At 57.2% G+C, this 20791-nt stretch carries 18 protein-coding genes and 1 pseudogene; 15 read left to right on the top strand and 4 right to left on the bottom strand.

Going from position 1 to position 20791, the window contains the following annotated elements; translation table 11 throughout:
- Positions 1–132 precede the first annotated feature (132 nt).
- The 3 genes from tamA to KGA69_RS03915 are packed head-to-tail and all read left to right on the top strand — an operon-like array spanning position 133 to position 5983.
- Complete coding sequence (gene tamA, locus KGA69_RS03925; RefSeq protein ID WP_045396922.1) at positions 133–1866, top strand: autotransporter assembly complex protein TamA; 1734 nt, start codon at positions 133–135, stop codon at positions 1864–1866.
- Positions 1863–5639: an autotransporter assembly complex protein TamB gene (gene tamB / locus KGA69_RS03920; protein ID WP_213292851.1), complete on the top strand. Its 3777-nt coding sequence runs from the start codon at positions 1863–1865 to the stop codon at positions 5637–5639. Before tamA ends, tamB begins: the two co-directional genes overlap by 4 nt.
- 2 nt (positions 5640–5641) lie before the next feature.
- On the top strand, positions 5642–5983 hold the full coding sequence (locus tag KGA69_RS03915) for a gamma-glutamylcyclotransferase family protein (RefSeq protein WP_015704194.1): 342 nt from the start codon (positions 5642–5644) through the stop codon (positions 5981–5983).
- Positions 5984–6171: 188 nt separating this feature from the next.
- Here KGA69_RS03915 and KGA69_RS03910 read toward each other — a convergent pair.
- Together KGA69_RS03910 and ppa are read right to left on the bottom strand one after the other, a co-directional pair.
- Positions 6172–7358, bottom strand: a pseudogene (locus KGA69_RS03910) (hypothetical protein).
- Between the two features lie 74 nt (positions 7359–7432).
- Entirely contained in the window at positions 7433–7963 is a 531-nt protein-coding gene (gene ppa / locus KGA69_RS03905; protein WP_015368588.1) for an inorganic diphosphatase, read from the bottom strand.
- A gap of 404 nt (positions 7964–8367) precedes the next feature.
- On the opposite strand from ppa, the gene ytfQ reads away from it, so the two are divergent.
- The 4 genes from ytfQ to yjfF all read left to right on the top strand — a co-directional run bounded on the left by ytfQ (position 8368) and on the right by yjfF (position 12951).
- On the top strand, positions 8368–9324 hold the full coding sequence (ytfQ, locus tag KGA69_RS03900; RefSeq protein WP_015704195.1) for a galactofuranose ABC transporter, galactofuranose-binding protein YtfQ: 957 nt from the start codon (positions 8368–8370) through the stop codon (positions 9322–9324).
- 103 nt (positions 9325–9427) lie between these two features.
- Positions 9428–10930, top strand: a complete 1503-nt coding sequence (ytfR, locus tag KGA69_RS03895; RefSeq protein ID WP_045394681.1) for a galactofuranose ABC transporter, ATP-binding protein YtfR — start codon at positions 9428–9430, stop codon at positions 10928–10930.
- Between the two features lie 10 nt (positions 10931–10940).
- Entirely contained in the window at positions 10941–11966 is a 1026-nt protein-coding gene (gene ytfT, locus KGA69_RS03890) for a galactofuranose ABC transporter, ATP-binding protein YtfT (RefSeq protein ID WP_047065993.1), read from the top strand.
- Positions 11953–12951, top strand: coding sequence for a galactofuranose ABC transporter, permease protein YjfF (gene yjfF, locus KGA69_RS03885; RefSeq protein ID WP_047065994.1), 999 nt, complete (start codon positions 11953–11955; stop codon positions 12949–12951). Before ytfT ends, yjfF begins: the two co-directional genes overlap by 14 nt.
- Before the next feature lie 42 nt (positions 12952–12993).
- On the opposite strand, the gene fbp is transcribed toward yjfF, so the two are convergent.
- Positions 12994–13992 carry a class 1 fructose-bisphosphatase gene (gene fbp, locus KGA69_RS03880; RefSeq protein WP_015368583.1) on the bottom strand — a complete coding sequence of 333 codons (999 nt, stop codon included), beginning with the start codon at positions 13990–13992 and terminating at the stop codon, positions 12994–12996.
- A 174-nt stretch (positions 13993–14166) separates the two neighbouring features.
- On the opposite strand from fbp, the gene mpl reads away from it, so the two are divergent.
- A complete protein-coding gene (gene mpl, locus KGA69_RS03875; protein WP_213292850.1) occupies positions 14167–15540 on the top strand; it encodes a UDP-N-acetylmuramate:L-alanyl-gamma-D-glutamyl-meso-diaminopimelate ligase in 1374 nt (457 codons plus the stop codon).
- Between the two features lie 68 nt (positions 15541–15608).
- A complete protein-coding gene (locus tag KGA69_RS03870; RefSeq protein ID WP_047046241.1) occupies positions 15609–16130 on the top strand; it encodes a GNAT family N-acetyltransferase in 522 nt (173 codons plus the stop codon).
- 101 nt (positions 16131–16231) lie between these two features.
- On the opposite strand, the gene yjgA is transcribed toward KGA69_RS03870, so the two are convergent.
- A complete protein-coding gene (gene yjgA, locus KGA69_RS03865) occupies positions 16232–16783 on the bottom strand; it encodes a ribosome biogenesis factor YjgA (protein ID WP_015368580.1) in 552 nt (183 codons plus the stop codon).
- Positions 16784–16877: 94 nt separating this feature from the next.
- On the opposite strand from yjgA, the gene pmbA reads away from it, so the two are divergent.
- The 6 genes from pmbA (at position 16878) to KGA69_RS03835 (ending at position 20782) form a co-directional block, all read left to right on the top strand.
- Positions 16878–18230, top strand: a complete 1353-nt coding sequence (gene pmbA / locus KGA69_RS03860; protein WP_045360325.1) for a metalloprotease PmbA — start codon at positions 16878–16880, stop codon at positions 18228–18230.
- Between the two features lie 64 nt (positions 18231–18294).
- Positions 18295–18681, top strand: coding sequence for a cytochrome b562 (gene cybC, locus KGA69_RS03855; RefSeq protein WP_015368578.1), 387 nt, complete (start codon positions 18295–18297; stop codon positions 18679–18681).
- 289 nt (positions 18682–18970) lie between these two features.
- Entirely contained in the window at positions 18971–19309 is a 339-nt protein-coding gene (locus KGA69_RS03850; RefSeq protein WP_015368577.1) for a PRD domain-containing protein, read from the top strand.
- Between the two features lie 10 nt (positions 19310–19319).
- Entirely contained in the window at positions 19320–19682 is a 363-nt protein-coding gene (locus KGA69_RS03845) for an SFCGS family glycine-rich protein (RefSeq protein WP_015368576.1), read from the top strand.
- A gap of 2 nt (positions 19683–19684) precedes the next feature.
- Entirely contained in the window at positions 19685–19984 is a 300-nt protein-coding gene (locus KGA69_RS03840) for a DUF4312 family protein (protein ID WP_015368575.1), read from the top strand.
- Between the two features lie 21 nt (positions 19985–20005).
- Positions 20006–20782, top strand: a complete 777-nt coding sequence (locus tag KGA69_RS03835) for a DUF4311 domain-containing protein (RefSeq protein WP_015368574.1) — start codon at positions 20006–20008, stop codon at positions 20780–20782.
- Positions 20783–20791: the final 9 nt, after the last annotated feature.

Here is a 20791-nt window from a genome sequence, read left to right as displayed (position 1 = left end):
CGTCTAAATTTAAACATAAGAATTATTTGGGTTACCGTCACTTTTTCAACCCTTAGTTGTTAGGGTTTTGTTAAGCCGTGGAGCGGCACTTGCGTTTCCTTCGGGGGGAAACAAGGATATTCAGGAGAACACGTGCAACAAATCCGCCAGATATGCGTTACCAGCCTTTTGCTGGTCAGCGGGGTCGCCAGCGCAGCGAATGTGCGTTTGCAGGTTGAGGGGTTATCCGGGGAACTGGAAAAAAACGTCCGCGCCCAACTATCCACGATCCAGAGCGATGAAGTCACGCCGGACCGTCGTTTTCGCGCGCGCGTCGATGACGCCATCCGCGAGGGGCTGAAAGCGCTGGGTTACTATGAACCCACCATCGATTTCGATCTACGTCCGCCGCCCAAGAAAGGGCGCCAGGTACTGATTGCCAAAGTAACTCCCGGCGAGCCGGTGCGCATTGGCGGTACCGAGGTGATCCTGCGCGGCGGCGCGCGCACCGACCACGATTACCTGGATCTGCTGAAAACGCGTCCGGCAATTGGCACGGTGCTCAATCACAGCGACTATGACGGCTTCAAGAGCTCGCTCACCAAGGTGGCGCTGCGCAAAGGCTATTTCGATAGCGAGTTCAATAAAAGCCAGCTTGGCGTATCGCTCGATCGCCATCAGGCTTTCTGGGACATCGATTACAACAGCGGCGAGCGTTACCGCTTTGGCCCGGTAAGTTTTACCGGTTCGCAGATCCGCGAAGAGTACCTGCAAAACCTGGTGCCCTTTAAACAGGGTGATTATTACACCTCACAGGATTTGGCGGAGCTGAACCGCCGCCTGGCGGCGACCGGCTGGTTTAACTCGGTGGTCGTCGCGCCGCAGTTTGATAAATCACGTAAAACCAAGGTGCTGCCTCTGCAGGGCGTCGTTTCGCCACGCAAAGAGAACACCGTGGAAACCGGGATCGGTTATTCGACAGACGTCGGACCGCGAGTGAAAGCGACGTGGAAAAAGCCGTGGATGAACTCCTACGGCCACAGCCTGACCTCCAGCGTCAGCCTCTCCGCGCCGGAACAGCAGCTCGATTTCAGCTACAAAGTCCCGCTGTTAAAAAGCCCGCTTGAGCAGTATTACCTGATGCAGGGCGGTTTTAAGCGTACCGACCTTAACGATACCAAGGCCGACTCCACCACCCTGGCGCTGTCGCGCTATTGGGAGATGTCGAGCGGCTGGCAGCGCGCGATTAACCTGCGCTGGAGTCTGGACCACTTTACCCAGGCCAACGTCACCAATACCACCATGCTGCTTTATCCCGGCGTCTCGGTAAACCGCACCCGTTCCCGCGGCGGCCTGATGCCGACCTGGGGCGATTCTCAGCGCTATTCGGTGGACTACTCCAACACCATGTGGGGCTCGGACATTAACTTTATCGTCATGCAGGCGCAGGACGTGTGGATCCGCACCCTCTATGACCGCCACCGCTTCGTGGTGCGCGGCAACCTCGGCTGGATTGAAGCCGATGACTTCAGCAAAGTCCCGCCGGATCTGCGTTTCTTCGCCGGTGGCGACCGCAGCATTCGTGGTTATAAATACAAGTCGATTTCGCCGAAAGACGACGACGGCAAGCTGATCGGTGCGTCAAAGCTGGCGACAGGCTCGCTGGAGTATCAATACAACGTCACCGGGAAATGGTGGGGCGCGGCGTTTATCGATAGCGGCGAAGCGGTGAGCGATATCCGCAAAAGCGATTTTAAAACCGGCGCGGGCGTCGGCGTGCGCTGGCAGTCGCCGGTTGGGCCGATCAAGCTGGATATCGCCCGACCCATCGGCGACAAAGAAGAACACGGTTTACAGTTTTACATCGGTCTGGGGCCTGAATTATGAGTTTATGGAAGAAGATAAGCCTCGGCGTATTACTCTTTTTAGTGCTGCTGATCGGCGCGGTCGGCTTTTTAGTCGGCACCACTACCGGTTTGCATCTGGTACTGAAAGCGGCGGACCGCTGGGTGCCGGGACTGGAGATTGGCAAGGTCACCGGCGGCTGGCGCGACCTGACCTTACAGAACGTACGCTTCGAACAGCCGGGCGTGGCGGTGACGGCCGGCCAGTTCCATCTCGGCGTCAAGTTGCGCTGTCTGTGGGATAGCAGCCTGTGCGTTAATGATATCTCGCTGCGCGATATCTACGTCGCTATCGATACCAAAAAGATGCCGCCTTCGACGCCGGTAGAGGAAGAAGATTCCGGCCCGCTGAACCTGTCGACGCCATATCCTATTACCCTCAGCCGCGTGGCGCTGCATAACGTCAATGTCAAAATCGACGACACCGCCGTTTCGCTGCGCGATTTCTCCACCGGCCTGAACTGGCAGGAGAAAAACCTGACCCTGACGCCGACTTCGCTCCAGGGCTTGCTCATCGCCCTGCCGAAGGTGGCGAAAGTGGCGCAGGAGCAGGTCGTGGAGCCGAAAATCGACCATCCGAAACCGGAAGAGAAACCGCTCGGCGAGACGATGAAAGATCTGTTCTCGCAGCCGGTGCTGCCGGAAATGGTCGATGTGCATCTGCCGCTGAATCTTAATATTCAGGAGTTCCACGGCGAACAGCTGCGCCTGACTGGCGACACCGATATGACCGTCTACAACCTGCTGCTGAAGGTCAGCAGCATCGACGGGCAGATGAAGCTCGATGCGCTGGACGTCGATTCCGACCAGGGCAAGGTTACCGCTTCCGGCACCGCGCAACTGCAGGATAACTGGCCGGTTGATATCACCCTCGACAGCACGCTGAACATCGACCCGCTGAAAGGCGAGAAGGTGAAGCTGAAAGTAGGCGGCGAGCTGCGTAAAAAACTGCAGGTCGGCGTGGATTTAGCCGGCTCGGTGGCCATGACCCTGCGCGCCGAAGCGCAGCTGGCGGAAGCCGGTCTGCCGCTGAATATGGAAGTGAAGAGTAAACAGCTGTACTGGCCGTTTACCGGCGAGAAACAGTTCCAGGCGGATGATCTGCAGCTGAAATTCAGCGGCAAAATGACCGACTACACCATGGCGTTCAGTACCGCGGTGAAAGGGCAGTCGCTGCCGCCGGCTAAAATTACCCTTAATGCTAAAGGCAACGAACAGCAGGTAAATCTCGATAAGCTGACCGTGGCGGCGCTGGAGGGGAAAACTGAACTAAAAGCGTTGATCGACTGGCAGCAGGCGATCAGCTGGCGCGGTGAATTGACGCTCGATGGCATTAATACCGCCAAAGAGGTGCCGGACTGGCCGTCGAAGCTGAACGGGATTATCAAAACCCAGGGTAGCCTGTATGGCAGCAGCTGGCAGATGGCGGTTCCCGAGCTGAAAATTACCGGCAACGTGAAACAGAATAAAGTGGATGTCCACGGTTCGCTGCAGGGTAACAGCTATATGCAGTGGAAAGTGCCGGGACTGCATCTGGCGCTTGGCCCAAACAGCGCCGACGTAAAAGGCGAGCTGGGAGTGAAAGACCTCAACCTTGACGCCACCATCGACGCGCCGCATCTCGACAACGCGCTGCCGGGGCTTGGCGGCACGGCGAAAGGTCTGCTGAAGGTGCGCGGCACCATCGACGCGCCGCAGCTGCTGGCGGATATCACCGCTCGCGCCTTACGCTGGCAGGAACTGACGGTAGCCCAGGTCAACGTCAAAGGCGACGTGAAGTCCAGCGACCAGATTGGCGGTAATCTTGACGTACGCGTCGATCGCATCAGCCAGCCGGGCGTCAACATCAGCCTGGTGCAGCTGAATGCCAAAGGTACCGAGAAGCAGCATGATTTACAGCTGCGCGTACAGGGTGAGCCGGTGTCGGGCCAGCTGACGCTGGCGGGCAGCTTCGATCGTAAAGAGGAGCGCTGGAAGGGCACCCTGAGTAATACCCGTTTCCAGACGCCGGTCGGGCCGGTAGCGCTGACGCGCAACATTGCGCTGGATTATCGTAATCAGGAGCAGAAAATCAGCATCGGGCCGCACTGCTGGAGCAACCCGAACGCCGAACTGTGCGTACCGCAGACCATTGATGCCGGCGCCAGCGGGCGCGCGGTGGTCAATCTCAACCGTTTCGATCTGGCGATGCTGAAGCCGTTTATGCCGGAGGCGACCCAGGCAAGCGGCGTGTTTAGCGGTAACGCCGATGTCAGTTGGGACACCACCAAAGAGGGACTGCCTCAGGGCAAAGTCACCCTCAGCGGGCGCAACGTCAAAGTTACCCAGACGGTCAACGACGCGCCGCTGCCGGTGGCGTTCGATACGCTTAACCTCAGCGCCGACCTGCATAACAACCGGGCGCAGTTGGGCTGGCTGATACGCCTGACCAATAACGGCCAGCTTGATGGCCAGGTGGAAGTGACCGACCCGCAGGGGCGGCGTAACCTTGGCGGCAACGTCAACATCAGCAACTTCTCGCTGGCGATGATTAACCCGATCTTCGCTCGCGGCGAGAAAGCGGAAGGCAAGCTTAATGCCCGTCTGCGTCTGGGCGGTAATCTGCAGAGCCCGCAGCTGTTTGGCCAGATGCAGTTGAGCGGCGTCGATATCGACGGCAACTTTATGCCGTTTGATATGCAGCCGAGCCAGCTGGCGATGAACTTCAACGGGACTCGCTCGACCCTGCAGGGGACGGTGAATACCAAACAGGGACAGATTGCGCTGAGCGGCAACGCCGACTGGACGCAAATCGATAACTGGCGCGCGCAGATTGCGGCGAAGGGCAGCCGGGTGCGCATTACCGTGCCGCCGATGGTCCGCCTGGATGTTTCTCCGGATGTGGTGTTTACCGCGACGCCAAGCCTGTTTAACCTCGATGGCCGCGTTGACGTACCGTGGGCGCGCATCGTCGTGAACGAGGTGCCGGAGAGCGCGGTGGGCGTCTCTTCCGATGAGGTGATGCTGGATAAAGATCTGAAACCGATCAAGCCGCAGAGCGCCGGTATTCCGATCAACAGCAACCTGACGATTCACGTCGGCAACAACGTGCGTCTGGACGCTTTCGGCCTGAAAGCGCGTCTGACCGGCGATCTGAAAGTGGCGCAGGATAAGCAGGGGCTGGGGCTCAACGGCCAGATTAATATTCCGGAAGGCCGTTTCCACGCTTACGGTCAGGACCTGATCGTGCGTAAAGGCGAGCTGCTGTTCTCCGGGCCGCCGGATCAGCCGCTGCTTAATATCGAAGCGATTCGTAACCCGGAAGCCACCGAAGACGACGTGATCGCCGGCGTTCGTGTCACCGGTTCTGCCGATCAGCCGAAGGCCGAGATCTTCTCCGACCCGGCAATGTCGCAGCAGGAGGCGCTTTCTTATCTGCTGCGCGGTCAGGGTTTAGGCAGCGAACAGAGCGATAGTGCGGCGATGACCTCAATGCTTATTGGAATGGGGGTTGCACAAAGTGGTCAGGTTGTGGGTAAAATCGGCGAGACGTTTGGCGTAAGCAATTTGGCGCTGGATACCCAGGGGGTAGGCGACTCCTCCCAGGTGGTGGTCAGCGGCTATGTGCTGCCGGGTCTTCAGGTAAAATACGGCGTCGGCATCTTCGACTCTTTGGCGACGCTTACCCTGCGTTATCGCCTGATGCCTAAGCTATATATGGAAGCGGTGTCTGGCGTAGACCAGGCTCTCGATTTGCTCTATCAGTTTGAGTTTTAGCAATGCGAATATTTGTTTACGGCAGTTTACGACGCAAACAAGGCAACAGCCACTGGATGACCAACGCCCAGTTGCTGGGCGCTCATAGTGTCGACGATTATCAGCTGTACAGCCTGGGCCACTATCCAGGCGCGGTGCCGGGCGAGGGCACAGTACATGGTGAAGTGTATCGTATCGACGCATCAACGCTGGCCGAGCTGGATGCGCTGCGCACCAAGGGCGGTGAATACGCGCGCCATCTGATCCAAACGCCTTACGGCAGCGCGTGGATGTATGTCTACCAGCGCTCCGTCGAGGGGTTTGCGCAGATTGAGAGCGGAAACTGGTTGGACAGAGACCAGTAATTGAAAACGACAACGCCACCTTCGGGTGGCGTTGTTTTTTTACCTTGTGGCCATCAGCTGTCAGCGTATATTCCTCGTTTAATCGCTATACCATTACCACAAATGAAAATGACTCTTGACAAGCAACAGAAGGGCCGCCAGCGTGGTGAGTGCGAGAAACGACAACCGCCGTGTTAGGGTGCTGAACATTATGTTATCTCCTGTAATGGGGTGTTGGCGGCGACTCGCGTGAGGTAACCTCTTACCGCCGTTCGCAGCGCCAGCCAGTCACGTACGCTTTGTGACAAACAGCGGGCAACTGGGCCGATAAGCTCCAGGATTACCAGCGTTCCGCTGAAGCAAAGTAGTAAGAGAGACAACATGTCCAGTGAATCGCGAAGCAACCACCAAAAATCCCTGCCTGACTTGTAGGGGTTATTTAACTCCATGCCAAGTACGAGTAAGTACAGCACCAGCGCGATGCCATAGAACAGGTTATAGAGTAGCGACATTTGCCGGTCGCCGGGATAACAGGAATGATTTTTCAGAAAAGCGCCCCCGTCGCTGACGTTGTATAACGCATGGATGTCGTTATTTTCCCGTTGGTAAACGGCGACTATCCGATCGCCGATAGCGAGAAAGGGCGGTTGACGGCGGTAAAAAAGGGGATGCAGGCCGAAATTGGCGAAACCGATCTGCCAGAAGAAAGCCAGCGGCGCAGCATCGCATTGCATCCCAACACCGTGGTATTCCCGCGTTGGGGTTCCCGTGAACCACTTCTTAAAAATGATATTGCTAATTTTTCCCGTCCTGAGGGCATAGCGTTGCGGAAGCGTTTCGGTAAAAGCCAGCGCCACTGACGATCGACCGGCGGCGTTGCCTGTATCGCCTGACAAAATGAGAAGTCGCCGCGGCGCGCCAAATTCATCTTCGCCAGCAGATCGCGCATATCGGGGAGGCGTTTTAACGCCGGGCGAAACAGTAGCTCGCAGAGGCCAGACAGCAGCGCGATTAACGCCAGTACCGCGATAATGCCGAAGCCCATCTTTCCCCATTCTGAATCGATGTAAATGACAGGGATGAGCGTTGCGATGAGGACCAGTAGGCTAACCAACAGCAGCGGCCGGGCCCATGGCTTTGCTAATTGGTCAGGTTCAAGTAGCGTTGTGCCGTCGCTCAACCAGTGGATCCAGTAGCAACCGTTACGCAAGCGGCGGGCGCCGATGTGCAGGGGGTAGTTAAGCTGCAGGCGGTCAAAAAGCGTGGGATCGCTAAAATGGCGTTTATTGGTATAAAAGACATGCTCGCCAGCAATGAGGCGCAAATAGGTTTGCCCTTCAGAGGCTGCTGTGGTGAAACCGGAATAGTTCAGGGTGAAATAGCGAGTGCTTTTCACGGGGTACCCTCCATGGTGATATTGCGGCAATCCGTGCCGCAGTCAGGCAGGGGATGACCCTGCCTGAGACAGAATTACTTCTGTTTAGCGCGCTCGAAGGAAGCAACGATTTCAGCTTTCGCCGCTTCAGCGTTGTCCCAACCGTCGACTTTAACCCACTTGCCTTTTTCCAGATCTTTGTAGTGCTCGAAGAAGTGAGTGATCTGGGCTTTCAGCAGTTCCGGCAGGTCGTTCACATCTTTGATGTGATCGTATTCTTTGCTCAGCTTGGTGTGCGGTACCGCAACCAGCTTGGCATCTTCACCGGATTCGTCGGTCATTTTCAGTACGCCAACCGGACGGCAGCGGATAACTGAGCCTGGCTGCAGCGGGTACGGGGTCGGGACCAGCACGTCAACCGGGTCGCCGTCCAGAGACAGGGTGTGGTTGATGTAGCCGTAGTTGCACGGATAGAACATCGCAGTGGACATGAAACGGTCAACAAACAGCGCGCCGCTCTCTTTGTCAACTTCGTATTTGATTGGGTCTGCGTTAGCTGGGATTTCGATAACGACGTAGATGTCTTCCGGCAGCTCTTTGCCCGCAGGTACGTTGAGTAAGCTCATGTCTGTTTCCTTTAAAAATGTTTGGCAAACAAGTGCCCGGTATTATAGCCAACTCACATCGAATGTCTTCGCTTCTTTTTGCCCTGATGCAGGGGGAAGCGTCTGAATTTCTCCTCATCAGATAACCCTAAAATCCATAAAGATAGCTACATTCTGAATAAAATTGTGTAAACGCTTTCATTATCGCGAACGGCGGTTATCCAGAAGACAAATTTTCGCCATTGGCGCAGGCCATGCCGTTGGGCGGGAAGCCTTATCGCCGCTCAGCTCAGATAAATCGCAGTAATTAACATTTTATTTACTTTTTCGAAGTGTGATGTAACGCATTCAGTTACATAACGGATTGTCTATAGTTTGTTCGCAGGTGAGCATTTAACCAACAATAACCCTACGAGGATCATCTTATGTGGAAGCGCTTACTTCTTGTCACCGCGGTTTCGGCAGCTATGTCGTCTATGGCGATGGCCGCCAACCTGACCGTAGGATTTTCGCAGGTCGGCTCTGAGTCGGGCTGGCGGGCGGCCGAAACGAATGTTGCTAAGGAAGAAGCGGCGAAGCGTGGCATCACTCTGAAGATTGCCGACGGTCAGCAAAAACAGGAAAACCAGATTAAAGCCGTGCGCTCGTTCATTGCCCAGGGCGTGGACGCGATCTTTATCGCGCCGGTGGTGGCGACCGGTTGGGAGCCGGTACTGAAAGAAGCGAAAGAGGCCAATATCCCGGTGTTCCTCCTCGACCGTTCGATCGACGTTAAAGATAAGTCGCTGTATATGACCACGGTCACCGCCAACAACGTGCTGGAAGGGCAACTGATTGGCGACTGGTTGGTGAAAACCGTCGATGGCAAGCCGTGTAACGTTGTGGAGCTCCAGGGCACCGTGGGCGCCAGCGTCGCTATCGATCGTAAGAAAGGCTTCGCCGAGGCGATTGCCAAAGCCCCCAACATCAAGATTATCCGCTCGCAGTCCGGCGACTTCACCCGCAGTAAGGGGAAAGAGGTGATGGAGAGCTTTATCAAAGCGGAGAATAACGGCAAGAACATCTGCATGGTCTACGCCCACAACGATGACATGGTCATTGGCGCGATCCAGGCCATTAAAGAGGCCGGGCTGAAGCCGGGCAAAGATATCCTCACCGGTTCTATCGACGGCGTGCCGGATATTTATAAAGCCATGATCGCCGGCGAGGCGAATGCCAGCGTCGAGCTGACGCCGAATATGGCCGGTCCGGCGTTTGATGCGCTGGAAAAATACAAAAAAGACGGCACCCTGCCTGAGAAGCTGACCATTACCAAATCGACCCTCTACCTGCCGGATACGGCAAAAGAAGAGTTAGAGAAGAAGAAAAATATGGGTTACTAAGCCTTCATGAAAATGCCGGGGGCGCTACGCTTGCCCGGCCTACATTTCGCTCTTTTGTAGGCCGGATAAGCGCAGCGCCATCCGGCGTGATGCAGGGGGAACCATGACCAGCGACCAACACCAGGAGATCCTTCGTACCGAAGGACTCAGTAAATTCTTCCCCGGCGTGAAGGCGCTGGATAACGTCAATTTCAGCCTGCGGCGTGGCGAAATCATGGCCCTGCTGGGCGAAAACGGCGCCGGAAAATCGACGCTGATTAAAGCGCTCACCGGCGTGTACCATGCCGAACGCGGAGCGATTTGGCTGGAAGGCCAGCAAATTTCGCCGAAAAACACCGCCCACGCTCAGCAGTTGGGTATCGGTACCGTCTACCAGGAAGTTAACCTGCTGCCGAATATGTCGGTGGCGGATAATTTGTTTATTGGTCGCGAGCCGAAGCGCTTTGGCCTGCTGCGGCGCAAAGAGATGGAAAAGCGCGCCACCGCGCTGATGGCCTCTTACGGCTTCTCGCTCGACGTGCGCGAACCGCTGAACCGTTTTTCGGTGGCGATGCAGCAAATCGTCGCTATCTGCCGGGCCATCGACCTGTCGGCGAAAGTACTAATCCTCGATGAACCGACCGCCAGCCTCGACACTCAGGAAGTGGAAATGCTGTTCACCCTGATGCGCCAGCTGCGCGATAACGGCGTCAGCCTGATTTTTGTGACCCATTTTCTCGACCAGGTCTATGCCGTCAGCGACCGTATTACCGTGCTGCGCAACGGCAGCTTCGTCGGCTGTCGGGAGACCCGCGAGCTGCCGCAAATCGAACTGGTCAAAATGATGCTGGGGCGCGAGCTGGACCATCAGGCGCTGCAGCGCGCCGGGCGCACGCTGCTCAGCGATAAGCCGGTGGCGGCGTTTGAAGATTTTGGCAAGAAGGGCACGATTGCGCCGTTTACTCTGCAGGTGCGGCCGGGCGAGATCGTCGGCCTGGCCGGGCTGTTGGGATCCGGTCGTACCGAAACGGCGGAGGTCATCTTCGGCATCAAGCCCGCCGACAGCGGTAAAGCGTGGATCAAGGGCAAGCCGCAAACGCTGCGCTCGCCGCATCAGGCCTCCTGCCTCGGCATTGGCTTCTGCCCGGAAGACCGCAAAACCGACGGCATCATCGCCGCTGCTTCGGTGCGGGAAAATATCGTGCTGGCGTTGCAGGCGCAGCGCGGCTGGCTGCGGCCGATCCCGCGTCGTGAACAGCATGAGATTGCCGAACGCTTTATTCGCCAGTTAGGTATCAGGACGCCCAGCGCTGAACAGCCAATCGAATTTCTCTCCGGCGGCAACCAGCAGAAGGTATTGCTGTCGCGCTGGCTGCTGACCAAACCCCAGTTCTTGATCCTCGATGAGCCGACACGCGGTATCGACGTCGGCGCCCACGCCGAGATTATTCGTCTGATAGAAACCCTCTGCGCCGATGGCCTGGCGCTACTGGTTATCTCCTCGGAGCTTGAAGAACTGGTGGGCTACGCCGACCGGGTGATTATCATGCGCGATCGCCAGCAGGTAGCGGAAATCCCGCTCGCCGAGCTATCGGTCCCGGCGATCATGAACGCGATTGCGGCATAAGGAGCCCAGCATGATGCCCAGAACTGTTTCACAAAGCGGACAGCCAAAACGGCGCTTTAGCTGGCCGAAAGGAATGCCGCAAATTATCGCGCTATTGCTGGTACTGGCGGTGGATAGCCTGGTGGCGCCGCATTTCTTCCAGATTCTGCTGCAGGATGGGCGGCTGTTCGGCAGCCCGATTGACATTCTCAACCGCGCGGCGCCGGTGGCGCTGCTGGCGATTGGCATGACGCTGGTCATCGCCACCGGCGGCATCGATCTGTCGGTTGGCGCGGTGATGGCCATCGCCGGGGCGACCGCCGCCTCGATGACCGTCGCCGGGCACAGCCTGCCGGTAGTGCTGCTCGCCGCGTTAGGCGCAGGCGCGCTGGCCGGCCTGTGGAACGGCATTCTGGTGGCCGTGCTGAAGATCCAGCCCTTCGTGGCCACGCTTATCCTGATGGTTGCCGGGCGCGGCGTCGCGCAGCTGATTACCTCCGGGCAGATAGTCACCTTTGATTCGCCGGCGCTTTCCTGGCTCGGCAGCGGCTCCCTGTTGCTACTGCCGACGCCGGTGATTATCGCCGTCGCAACGCTGCTGCTGTTCTGGCTGTTTACCCGCCGGACCGCGCTCGGCATGTTTATTGAAGCGGTGGGGATCAATATCCGCGCGGCGAAAAATGCCGGGGTGAACACCCGCATCGTGGTGATGCTGGCCTATGTACTAAGCGGCATTTGCGCGGCGATTGCCGGCATTATCGTGGCGGCGGATATCCGCGGCGCCGACGCCAACAACGCCGGATTGTGGCTGGAGCTGGACGCCATCCTGGCGGTGGTGATCGGCGGCGGTTCGCTAATGGGCGGGCGCTTCAATCTGCTGCTGTCGGTGGTGGGGGCGTTGATTATCCAGGGGATGAACACCGGGATTTTACTCTCCGGTTTCCCGCCGGAGCTCAACCAGGTGGTGAAAGCGGTGGTGGTGCTGTGCGTACTGATCGTTCAGTCGCCGCGCTTTATCGGTCTACTGAAAGGGGTACGCGGCCGTGATAAAACGTAATTTACCTTTGATGATTACCCTCGCGGTATTCGTGCTGGGCTATCTCTACTGCCTGACCCAGTTTCCGGGGTTTGCTTCGACGCGGGTGATTTGCAATATCCTGACCGATAACGCTTTCCTTGGCATTATCGCCGTTGGCATGACCTTCGTGATCCTCAGCGGCGGAATCGATCTGTCGGTCGGGTCGGTGATTGCCTTCACCGGCGTGTTTCTCGCCAAAGCGATCGGCTTTTGGGGGATCTCGCCGCTGCTGGCCTTTCCGCTGGTACTGGCCATGGGCTGCGCCTTTGGCGCGTTTATGGGATTGCTGATCGATGCGCTGAAGATCCCGGCATTTATCATCACCCTCGCCGGTATGTTTTTCCTGCGCGGCGTGAGCTATCTGGTCTCGGAAGAGTCGATTCCTATTAACCATCCGCTGTATGACACTCTGTCCGGGCTGGCGTGGAGCATCCCCGGCGGCGGCCGCCTGAGCGCGATGGGGCTGCTGATGCTGCTGGTGGTGGTGCTGGGCATTTTCCTCGCCCACCGTACCCGCTTTGGCAATCAGGTTTATGCTATCGGCGGCAACGCCACGTCGGCCAATTTGATGGGCATTTCCACGCGTAGTACCACTATTCGCATCTATATGCTGTCGACCGGCCTGGCGACGCTTGCCGGCATCGTCTTCTCTATCTACACCCAGGCGGGCTACGCGCTGGCGGGCGTCGGCGTGGAGCTGGACGCTATCGCCTCGGTGGTGATAGGCGGCACGCTGCTGAGCGGCGGCGTCGGAACGGTGCTGGGGACGCTGTTCGGCGTGGCGATTCAGGGGCTTATTCAGACCTACATCAACTTTGACGGTACGCTCAGTTCATGGTGGACGAAGATTGCCATCGGTATCCTGCTGTTTATCTTCATTGCGCTGCAGCGCGGGCTGACGGTGCTGTGGGAAAATCGCCAGAATGCGGCGGTGACTCGCGTGGGTGGGGCGGTGAATCGCTGACAGGGAGCTCCCTTCCCGCAAGGCGGGAAGGGAAGGCAGAAATTAAGCGTCCGGGAACTCTTTAATGAAGTTCTCGACGTCTTCTACCATGTGGTCGTTGCCGACAAAGAACGAACGGCGCTGGTGCAGGCTTTCCGGGATGATATCGAGAATACGCTCTTTACCATCGCTGGCTTTGCCGCCCGCCTGTTCCGCCAGCATCGCCATCGGGTTGCATTCGTACAGTAAACGCAGTTTCCCTTGCGGGTGGCTGGCGGTGCTCGGATACAGGTAGATGCCGCCTTTCAGCAGGTTACGGTGGAAGTCGGCCACCAGAGAACCGATATAGCGCGAGGTGTACGGGCGCTGGGTCTCTTTATCTTCTTCCTGACAGTACTTGATGTACTTCTTCACGCCCATCGGGAACTTGATGTAGTTACCTTCGTTGATGGAGTAGGTTTTGCCTTTCTCCGGGAAGCGCATCCGCTCCTGGCTCAGGCAGAAGACGCCGAGTGACGGGTCGTAGGTAAAGGCGTGCACGCCGCAGCCGGTGGTGTAGACCAGCATGGTGGAGGAGCCGTAAACCACATAACCCGCGGCAACCTGTTTGTTACCCGGCTGCAGGAAGTCTTCTTCGGTGACCGGCGTACCGACCGGCGTGACGCGGCGGTAGATAGAGAAGATAGTCCCCACGGAGACGTTAACGTCAATGTTGGAGGAGCCATCCAGCGGATCCATCAGCACAACGTATTTGGCGTGTTCGCACCCTTCGAAGACCACGATTTCATCTTCTTCTTCCGAGGCGATACCGGCGACGATATCACGTGCGCGCAGTGCAGCTTTTAATTTTTCATTCGCGAACAGGTCCAGCTTCTGCTGAACTTCACCCTGAACGTTTTCCGCACCGCTGGCACCCAGGATATCGACCAGACCGGCCTTATTGATATCGCGGTGGATGATCTTGGCGCCCAGTTTTATTGCCGACAACAAAGCAGTCAGCTCACCGGTAGCGTGGGAGAACTCGTGCTGCTTTTCGACAATAAATTCACCTAACGTTTTCATAACTCGTTCCCTGCATTTTTATGTTGAGTAAAACGAACGCAACAATCTTAACAAATAATAAAAAAACTGCGCACAGGTGAATCGCGCCAGCAAATGCAGATTTGCCTGAAATGCATTTCTCAGGGGGCATACATATGGGTAAAATGCGGGTCAGATTAATGAGGGAAGTAACGAATGCGCATTCATATTTTAGGAATCTGTGGCACGTTTATGGGGGGGCTGGCAATGCTGGCACGTTCCCTCGGGCATCAAGTAACCGGCTCGGATGCTAACGTTTATCCGCCAATGAGCACCCTGCTGGAAAATCAGGGTATCGATCTGATTCAGGGCTACGACGCCAGCCAACTGGACCCGCAGCCGGACCTGGTGATTATCGGTAACGCCATGACCCGCGGTAATCCGTGCGTCGAAGCGGTGCTGGAAAACAACATTCCGTACATGTCCGGCCCGCAGTGGCTGCACGACTTCGTCCTGCGCGACCGCTGGGTGCTGGCCGTTGCCGGTACCCACGGTAAAACCACCACCGCCGGCATGGCGACATGGATCCTCGAAGCCTGCGGCTATAAGCCGGGCTTCGTTATCGGCGGCGTACCGGGGAACTTCGATGTTTCCGCACGCCTGGGCGACAGCCCGTTCTTCGTGATTGAAGCCGACGAATATGACTGCGCCTTCTTCGACAAGCGTTCTAAGTTCGTTCACTACTGCCCGCGCACGCTGATCCTCAATAACCTTGAGTTTGACCACGCGGATATCTTTGACGACCTGAAAGCGATTCAGAAACAGTTCCACCACCTGGTGCGCATCGTGCCGGGCAAAGGCAAGATTATTCTGCCGGAGAGCGACATCAACCTGAAGCAGGTGATGGCGATGGGCTGCTGGAGCGAACAGGAGCAGGTGGGCGAACAGGGGCACTGGCAGGCGAAGAAACTCAACGCCGATGCCTCGCAGTGGGAAGTCCTGCTCGACGGCGAAAAGGTCGGCGAGGTGAACTGGGCGCTGGTCGGCGAGCATAATATGCACAACGGCCTGATGGCGATTGCCGCGGCGCGTCATGTCGGCGTGGTGCCGGCGGATGCCGCTAACGCGCTGGGCAGCTTTATCAACGCCCGCCGCCGCCTTGAGCTGCGCGGCGAAGCCAACGGTGTGACCGTCTACGACGATTTTGCCCACCATCCGACGGCCATTCTCGCGACGCTGCAGGCGCTGCGCGGCAAAGTCGGCGGCACCGCGCGTATTCTGGCGGTGCTGGAGCCACGTTCCAACACCATGAAAATGGGCGTCTGTAAAGACGATCTGGCGCCGTCTCTCGGCCGCGCCGATGAAGTCTTCCTGCTGCAGCCGCAGCATATCCCGTGGCAGGTGGCGGAAGTGGCGGAAGCCTGCGTACAGCCGGCGCACTGGAGCGCCGACGTTGATACGCTGGTGGATATGATCGTGAAAACCGCGCATCCGGGCGACCATATTCTGGTGATGAGCAACGGCGGTTTCGGCGGTATTCATCAGAAGCTGCTGGATAAACTGGCGCAAAAAGCGGCCGCGGCAGAGTAAGCGCGAACGCCTCCGGTTACTGCCCTCCGCGTGAGGGCAGTTTTGTTTTCGCCACCAGGGATTGTGTGATGCTGACCTGTGAAAAAGTCATTTCTACCGACTCGCCCCATTTCGCCGCGCTTGACGCGCTGTACGCCCGTGCCTTTCCGTGGCACGAACAGCGTGAAAGCGACGCCAAACTTCAGGCGTTGAGCAACCCGCACTATGCGCTGGAAGCGTGGTTTGATAACGGGGTATTTATTGGCCTGAGCGGCTGCTGGCAGTTTGCCGGTTATAGCTATATCGAACATCTGGCGATTGACGACACCCTGCGTTCGCGCGGCTATGGCAAACAACTGCTGGCGCAGATCCTGACGCGCGCGCCGCTGACTATTCTGGAAATCGATCCGCTCACCAGCGAAATCGCCCATAAACGGCTGCGCTTTTACCAGTCGATGGGATTCCATGCCAATGCCTGGGCGCACCGCCATCCGACCTATCATCAAGGGATCGACGATCATGAACTGCTGGTGTTGAGCTATCCGCAGCCGATCGATGTGGCGCGGTATCAGCAGTTTGCCGAGGATTTAGGGCACGAGGTCATGAGGTAAGGTTTGCGATGCGCTGACCGGAGCTAGCCACCGGATACCGATTCGTAGCCCGGATAAGGCGCAACGCGCCGCCATCCGGGAGATGGCGGTTAGCGTGGGAACTAGCCTTCGTTCTCGGCCAGTTCGCGCAGATACTGGAAGATCAGGCGCGCGGATTTCGGCGGCTTGTTGCCTTCTTTCTCTTTTTTGGCATTGCGGATCAGTGAGCGCAGCTGCTGACGATCAGCGTCTGGCCACAGGTTCAATACCTCTACGACCGCATCATCGCCATTATCAATCAGGCGATCGCGGATTTGTTCCAGCTTATGGAACAGCGCCACCTGCTGGTTGTGACGGTTCTTCAGCTTATCCAGCGCCTGGCGAATCGGATCGACGTCGCGATTACGCAGCATTTTACCAATCAGCTGCAGCTGGCGGCGGCGGCCTTCTTTCTTGATACGCTGGGCGAGTTCAATGGCGTCGCGCAGGTCGGTATCGAGCGGCAGCTTATCCAGCGCGTTCTTACCGAGGTCTACCATTTCCGCGCCAAGACGCTTCAGTTCTTCCGCGTCGCGCTTAATTTCACTCTTGCTGACCCAGATAATTTCATCATCTTCATCTTCAACGTCATCACCGGGCACGTCGTCGAGCCAGTCTTCGGGCTGCTTTGTCATCTCAGGCTCCTTAAAAAAGAGGCTAATGTTACCAGTTAAGGCGCGCACTGAAAAACGGTTCTCTGTTAGACTTCAGTTAACTCCTTCTTACATTATGGCATTAGCAATGAAAGTCATCTCTCAAGTTGCACAGCAGCGTAAGACGCTGGAAGAAGCCGTTAGTACGGCACTGGAACTGGCGGCAGGCAAATCCGACGGTGCGGAAGTCTCCGTCAGCAAGACCACCGGCATCGGCGTCAGCACCCGCTACGGTGAGGTGGAGAATGTTGAATTCAATAGCGACGGCGCGCTTGGCATCACCGTTTATCATCAAAATCGTAAAGGCAGCGCCTCTTCGACTGACCTGAGCCCGGACGCTATCGCGCGTACCGTGCAGGCGGCGCTGGATATCGCGCGTTACACTTCGCCGGACCCGTTTGCCGGCGTGGCGGATAAAGAACTGCTGGCCTTTGACGCCCCGGATCTGGACCTGTTCCATCCGGCGGAGGTCTCCCCCGATGAAGCCATCGAGCTGGCCGCCCGCGCCGAGCAGGCCGCCCTGCAGGCCGACAAACGCATTACCAATACCGAAGGCGGCAGCTTCAACAGCCACTATGGAATTAAAGTGTTCGGTAACAGCTATGGCATGCTCCAGAGCTATTGCTCTACCCGCCACTCGCTCTCCAGCTGCGTGATTGCCGAAGAAAACGGCGATATGGAACGCGACTACGCCTACACCATTGGCCGCGCCCTTGGCGATTTACAGACCCCGGAGTGGGTCGGCAACGAATGCGCCCGCCGCACCTTGTCGCGCCTGGCGCCGCGTAAGCTGTCGACGATGAAAGCGCCGGTTATCTTCGCCAACGAAGTCGCGACCGGGCTGTTTGGCCATCTGGTCGGGGCGATTGCCGGCGGCGCGGTCTACCGTAAATCGACCTTCCTGCTCGACTCCCTCGGCAAACAGATCCTGCCGGAGTGGCTGACCATCGAAGAACATCCACATCTGCTGAAGGGGCTGGCCTCCACGCCGTTCGACAGCGAAGGCGTGCGCACCGAACGTCGCGACATCATCAAAGACGGCGTGCTGACCCAGTGGCTACTGACCAACTATTCCGCGCGCAAGCTGGGTATGAAAAGCACCGGCCACGCCGGCGGCATCCATAACTGGCGCATCAACGGCCGCGGCCTGAGTTTTGCAAAGATGCTTAAAGAGATGGGCACCGGGCTTGTGGTCACCGAATTGATGGGGCAGGGTGTCAGTGGCGTGACCGGCGACTACTCGCGCGGCGCATCCGGTTTCTGGGTAGAAAACGGCGAGATTCAGTATCCGGTCAGTGAGATCACCATCGCCGGAAATCTGAAAGAAATGTGGCGTAATATTGTCACCGTCGGCGACGATATCGAAACGCGCAGCAATATTCAGTGTGGTTCCGTGCTGCTGCCGGAGATGAAAATCGCCGGTCAATGACCTGTGTGCCGGGCGCGTCCTGCCGCGCCCGCTTGATATCTTCATAATAAAAAGGAAGTGAGCAATGCGTAAAAAACTGTTAGCGATGCTGGCCGTCTCTGCTTTTGCGCTCGGTTCGGCATCGGCGTTCGCCGACCTTGGCGAAGACATGGACACCCTTGCGGAAAATCTGCAGGTGGTACAGAAAACCTCAGACATTGGCGAGCTGAAAGCGGCGCTGAATAAGATGCGTACCGCTGCGGTTGACGCCCAGAAAGAGACGCCGCCAAAACTGGAAGGCAAAGCGGCCGATAGCCCGGAGATGAAAGATTTCCGCCACGGTCTGGAGACGTTGGTCGGCCAGATCGACGGCGCGCTGAAGTTAGCTGACGCCGGTAAGCTGAAAGAGGCGCAGGCCGCCGCGGAGGACTTCAAAACTACCCGCAATACCTACCATAAGAAGTATCGCTAATCGCCGTTTTCGGGAGGCGTCAGCCGATGTCTCCCGCCTAAAAACCTACCTGTATCACATTTTTCCCTTTTCTTTTTCCGGTCTTTCTGCGGTCGTTTTCCGCTAAACCTCGATCATAGTTGTGATGCGCATCACGTCATATCGCCTGTTTTTACATTTATCCGGCGAATATGTGGAGTCGATCACCTAAGCCTTCTCCCTTTCCACTTCGAAGTGGAAAACAACTCGCTACAAACTCCTGACCCCCGGCGCTACTTTGGATTCCAGAGACATCAGCGGGGTAACACAAGTGAATAACGGAGCGGTAATAAACGACGTAGGGGAGCAGGCGGCGCAGACCGAACGCCTGGCTGACAAGATGTTACAGCAGGTATTCGCCCTGTTAAGCCGTCACGACATCGTCCCTAACGACGTTCAGGAGCAAATGCTGACTTCCCACGTGCGGGCCATGGCCCACCGGTCAATCAGCGGCGAACCGCTACCGGAAGTGGATGCCAGTCTGTTCGAAGAAATTTCTGAAGATTCAATGATGCTGGCCCGCGAAGTGGTCGCACAGTTCGGCAACCTGCCTGATGAAGAGGCCTGGTTGTTGTCCGTCCACTTCGAAGTCGCAAAAGAAAACCTGTAAGGAGCAAAACATGGAACAAATCACCGTAGTTATTGGCGACCGTCTGGGTAAAGGACAAAAAGTCGCGGCAGGCGCAGAAAAAGCCGGCGCACGTGCAGTGGTCGTCCCTGGCGTTGCTGCAGATATGAAACTTGGCGACATGATGAAAGCGGAAAACGCCTCTTTCGGCATCTCCTTCTGCGGTAGCGGCGGCGCAGGCGCCATCACCGCACAGACCAAGTACGGTTACAAAGCAAAATACGGCATGCGTTCTATTGAAGAGGGCGTCACCGCCATCAACGAAGGCTGCAACGTACTGGGCTTCGGCTTCATGGATAAAGAAGAGCTGGGCGAGCGCCTGGTTGAAGCCTGGAAAAAGAAATACGGCGCATAAGTATGAAAGAGCAATTCACCACCACGGTGAGGGTTGCAGGCAAAGGCGAAAGCAAATCACGGGCCTTCGCCGATGCCCTGAACCATGTGCAGGCTGCGGTGATGAAATCATCATCGCGCATCCTACTGCGTATTGAGCCACAGGACGTGACGGTTGTTCATGCGCGCGAAGCGGTACGAAAAGAGGCGTTTCTGTTCATCTTTTTGCGCCGTGAACGACGGACCTACAGCGTGGAGCTGGACGTCACCGTCAACGTGACCGCCATCGATCTCGATAAAGTGGATTTCGTCACGCAAACCTGATTGTTACCAAAGGGTCAGACTATGTTCCTGATAATTTTAATAAAATCGCTCATCATCGGCGGCCTGGTCGGCGTCGGCGTGGGCGCCGGAGCGGCACGCATGTTTCACGCGCCCACCACGCAAGGGATGGGGGCGTTTCGTACCTTGGGCGAGCTGAATTCCTGCGAAGGCGATCCGGCTTCTCACTTCTCTTTTGGTCTCGGCTTCTTCTTTAACGCCTGGGCCTCTTCCGTTGCAGCAGGCTCCTTCACCCAGGACGTTGACCACCGCATTATCCCGAACTGGGGAGCGGCGGCGTTGATGGTGAAAAATCGTAACGTTGGCGAAACGCTACACGATCCGAAAAAAATGGCCATTGCCTGCGGCATCATCGGCATGATCGTCGTCGCCTTCCTTAACCTGACCGCCTCTTCCGTACCGGAAGCGCTGCAGGTCACCGCCGTTAAGGTATTGGTTCCGGCGGCAAACCTGCTGGTGAACACCGTGATGCCGGTGATTTTCTGGCTGGCGGCTATCGATGCCGGTAAGAAATCAGGCTTCTGGGCGACGATTTTCGGCGGCGCGGCGCAGCTGATTATGGGGAACGCCGTACCGGGTCTGGTACTGGGGATCCTGATCGGTAAAGGCGTAGAAGAGAGCGGCTGGAACCGGGTAACCAAAGTGATGATGATCGCCATTGTCGCGTTGTTCGTCCTCAGCGGCTTCTTCCGCGGCTTCGACATGAAGATGCTCGAATCCTTCCATCTGACCGTGCCGAACTGGCTGGACATGATCCACAACTCACTCAGCGGCAAGTAACGGGAGCCT

It is taken from the genome of Klebsiella sp. A52, assembly GCF_018388785.1.
Classification (GTDB): domain Bacteria; phylum Pseudomonadota; class Gammaproteobacteria; order Enterobacterales; family Enterobacteriaceae; genus Klebsiella; species Klebsiella aerogenes.
This window is presented reverse-complemented; position numbering and strand designations above follow the sequence as displayed.

Bases quoted from the DNA above. Each gene is read 5' to 3' on its own strand.
- tamB (WP_213292851.1), top strand. From the start codon at position 1,863: ATGAGTTTATGGAAGAAGATAAGCCTCGGCGTATTACTCTTTTTAGTG.
- KGA69_RS03915 (WP_015704194.1), top strand. From the start codon at position 5,642: ATGCGAATATTTGTTTACGGCAGTTTACGACGCAAACAAGGCAACAGC.
- ppa (WP_015368588.1), bottom strand. From the start codon at position 7,963: ATGAGCTTACTCAACGTACCTGCGGGCAAAGAGCTGCCGGAAGACATC.
- ytfQ (WP_015704195.1), top strand. From the start codon at position 8,368: ATGTGGAAGCGCTTACTTCTTGTCACCGCGGTTTCGGCAGCTATGTCG.
- ytfR (WP_045394681.1), top strand. From the start codon at position 9,428: ATGACCAGCGACCAACACCAGGAGATCCTTCGTACCGAAGGACTCAGT.
- ytfT (WP_047065993.1), top strand. From the start codon at position 10,941: ATGATGCCCAGAACTGTTTCACAAAGCGGACAGCCAAAACGGCGCTTT.
- fbp (WP_015368583.1), bottom strand. From the start codon at position 13,992: ATGAAAACGTTAGGTGAATTTATTGTCGAAAAGCAGCACGAGTTCTCC.
- mpl (WP_213292850.1), top strand. From the start codon at position 14,167: ATGCGCATTCATATTTTAGGAATCTGTGGCACGTTTATGGGGGGGCTG.
- KGA69_RS03870 (WP_047046241.1), top strand. From the start codon at position 15,609: ATGCTGACCTGTGAAAAAGTCATTTCTACCGACTCGCCCCATTTCGCC.
- yjgA (WP_015368580.1), bottom strand. From the start codon at position 16,783: ATGACAAAGCAGCCCGAAGACTGGCTCGACGACGTGCCCGGTGATGAC.
- pmbA (WP_045360325.1), top strand. From the start codon at position 16,878: ATGGCATTAGCAATGAAAGTCATCTCTCAAGTTGCACAGCAGCGTAAG.
- cybC (WP_015368578.1), top strand. From the start codon at position 18,295: ATGCGTAAAAAACTGTTAGCGATGCTGGCCGTCTCTGCTTTTGCGCTC.
- KGA69_RS03845 (WP_015368576.1), top strand. From the start codon at position 19,320: ATGGAACAAATCACCGTAGTTATTGGCGACCGTCTGGGTAAAGGACAA.
- KGA69_RS03840 (WP_015368575.1), top strand. From the start codon at position 19,685: ATGAAAGAGCAATTCACCACCACGGTGAGGGTTGCAGGCAAAGGCGAA.
- KGA69_RS03835 (WP_015368574.1), top strand. From the start codon at position 20,006: ATGTTCCTGATAATTTTAATAAAATCGCTCATCATCGGCGGCCTGGTC.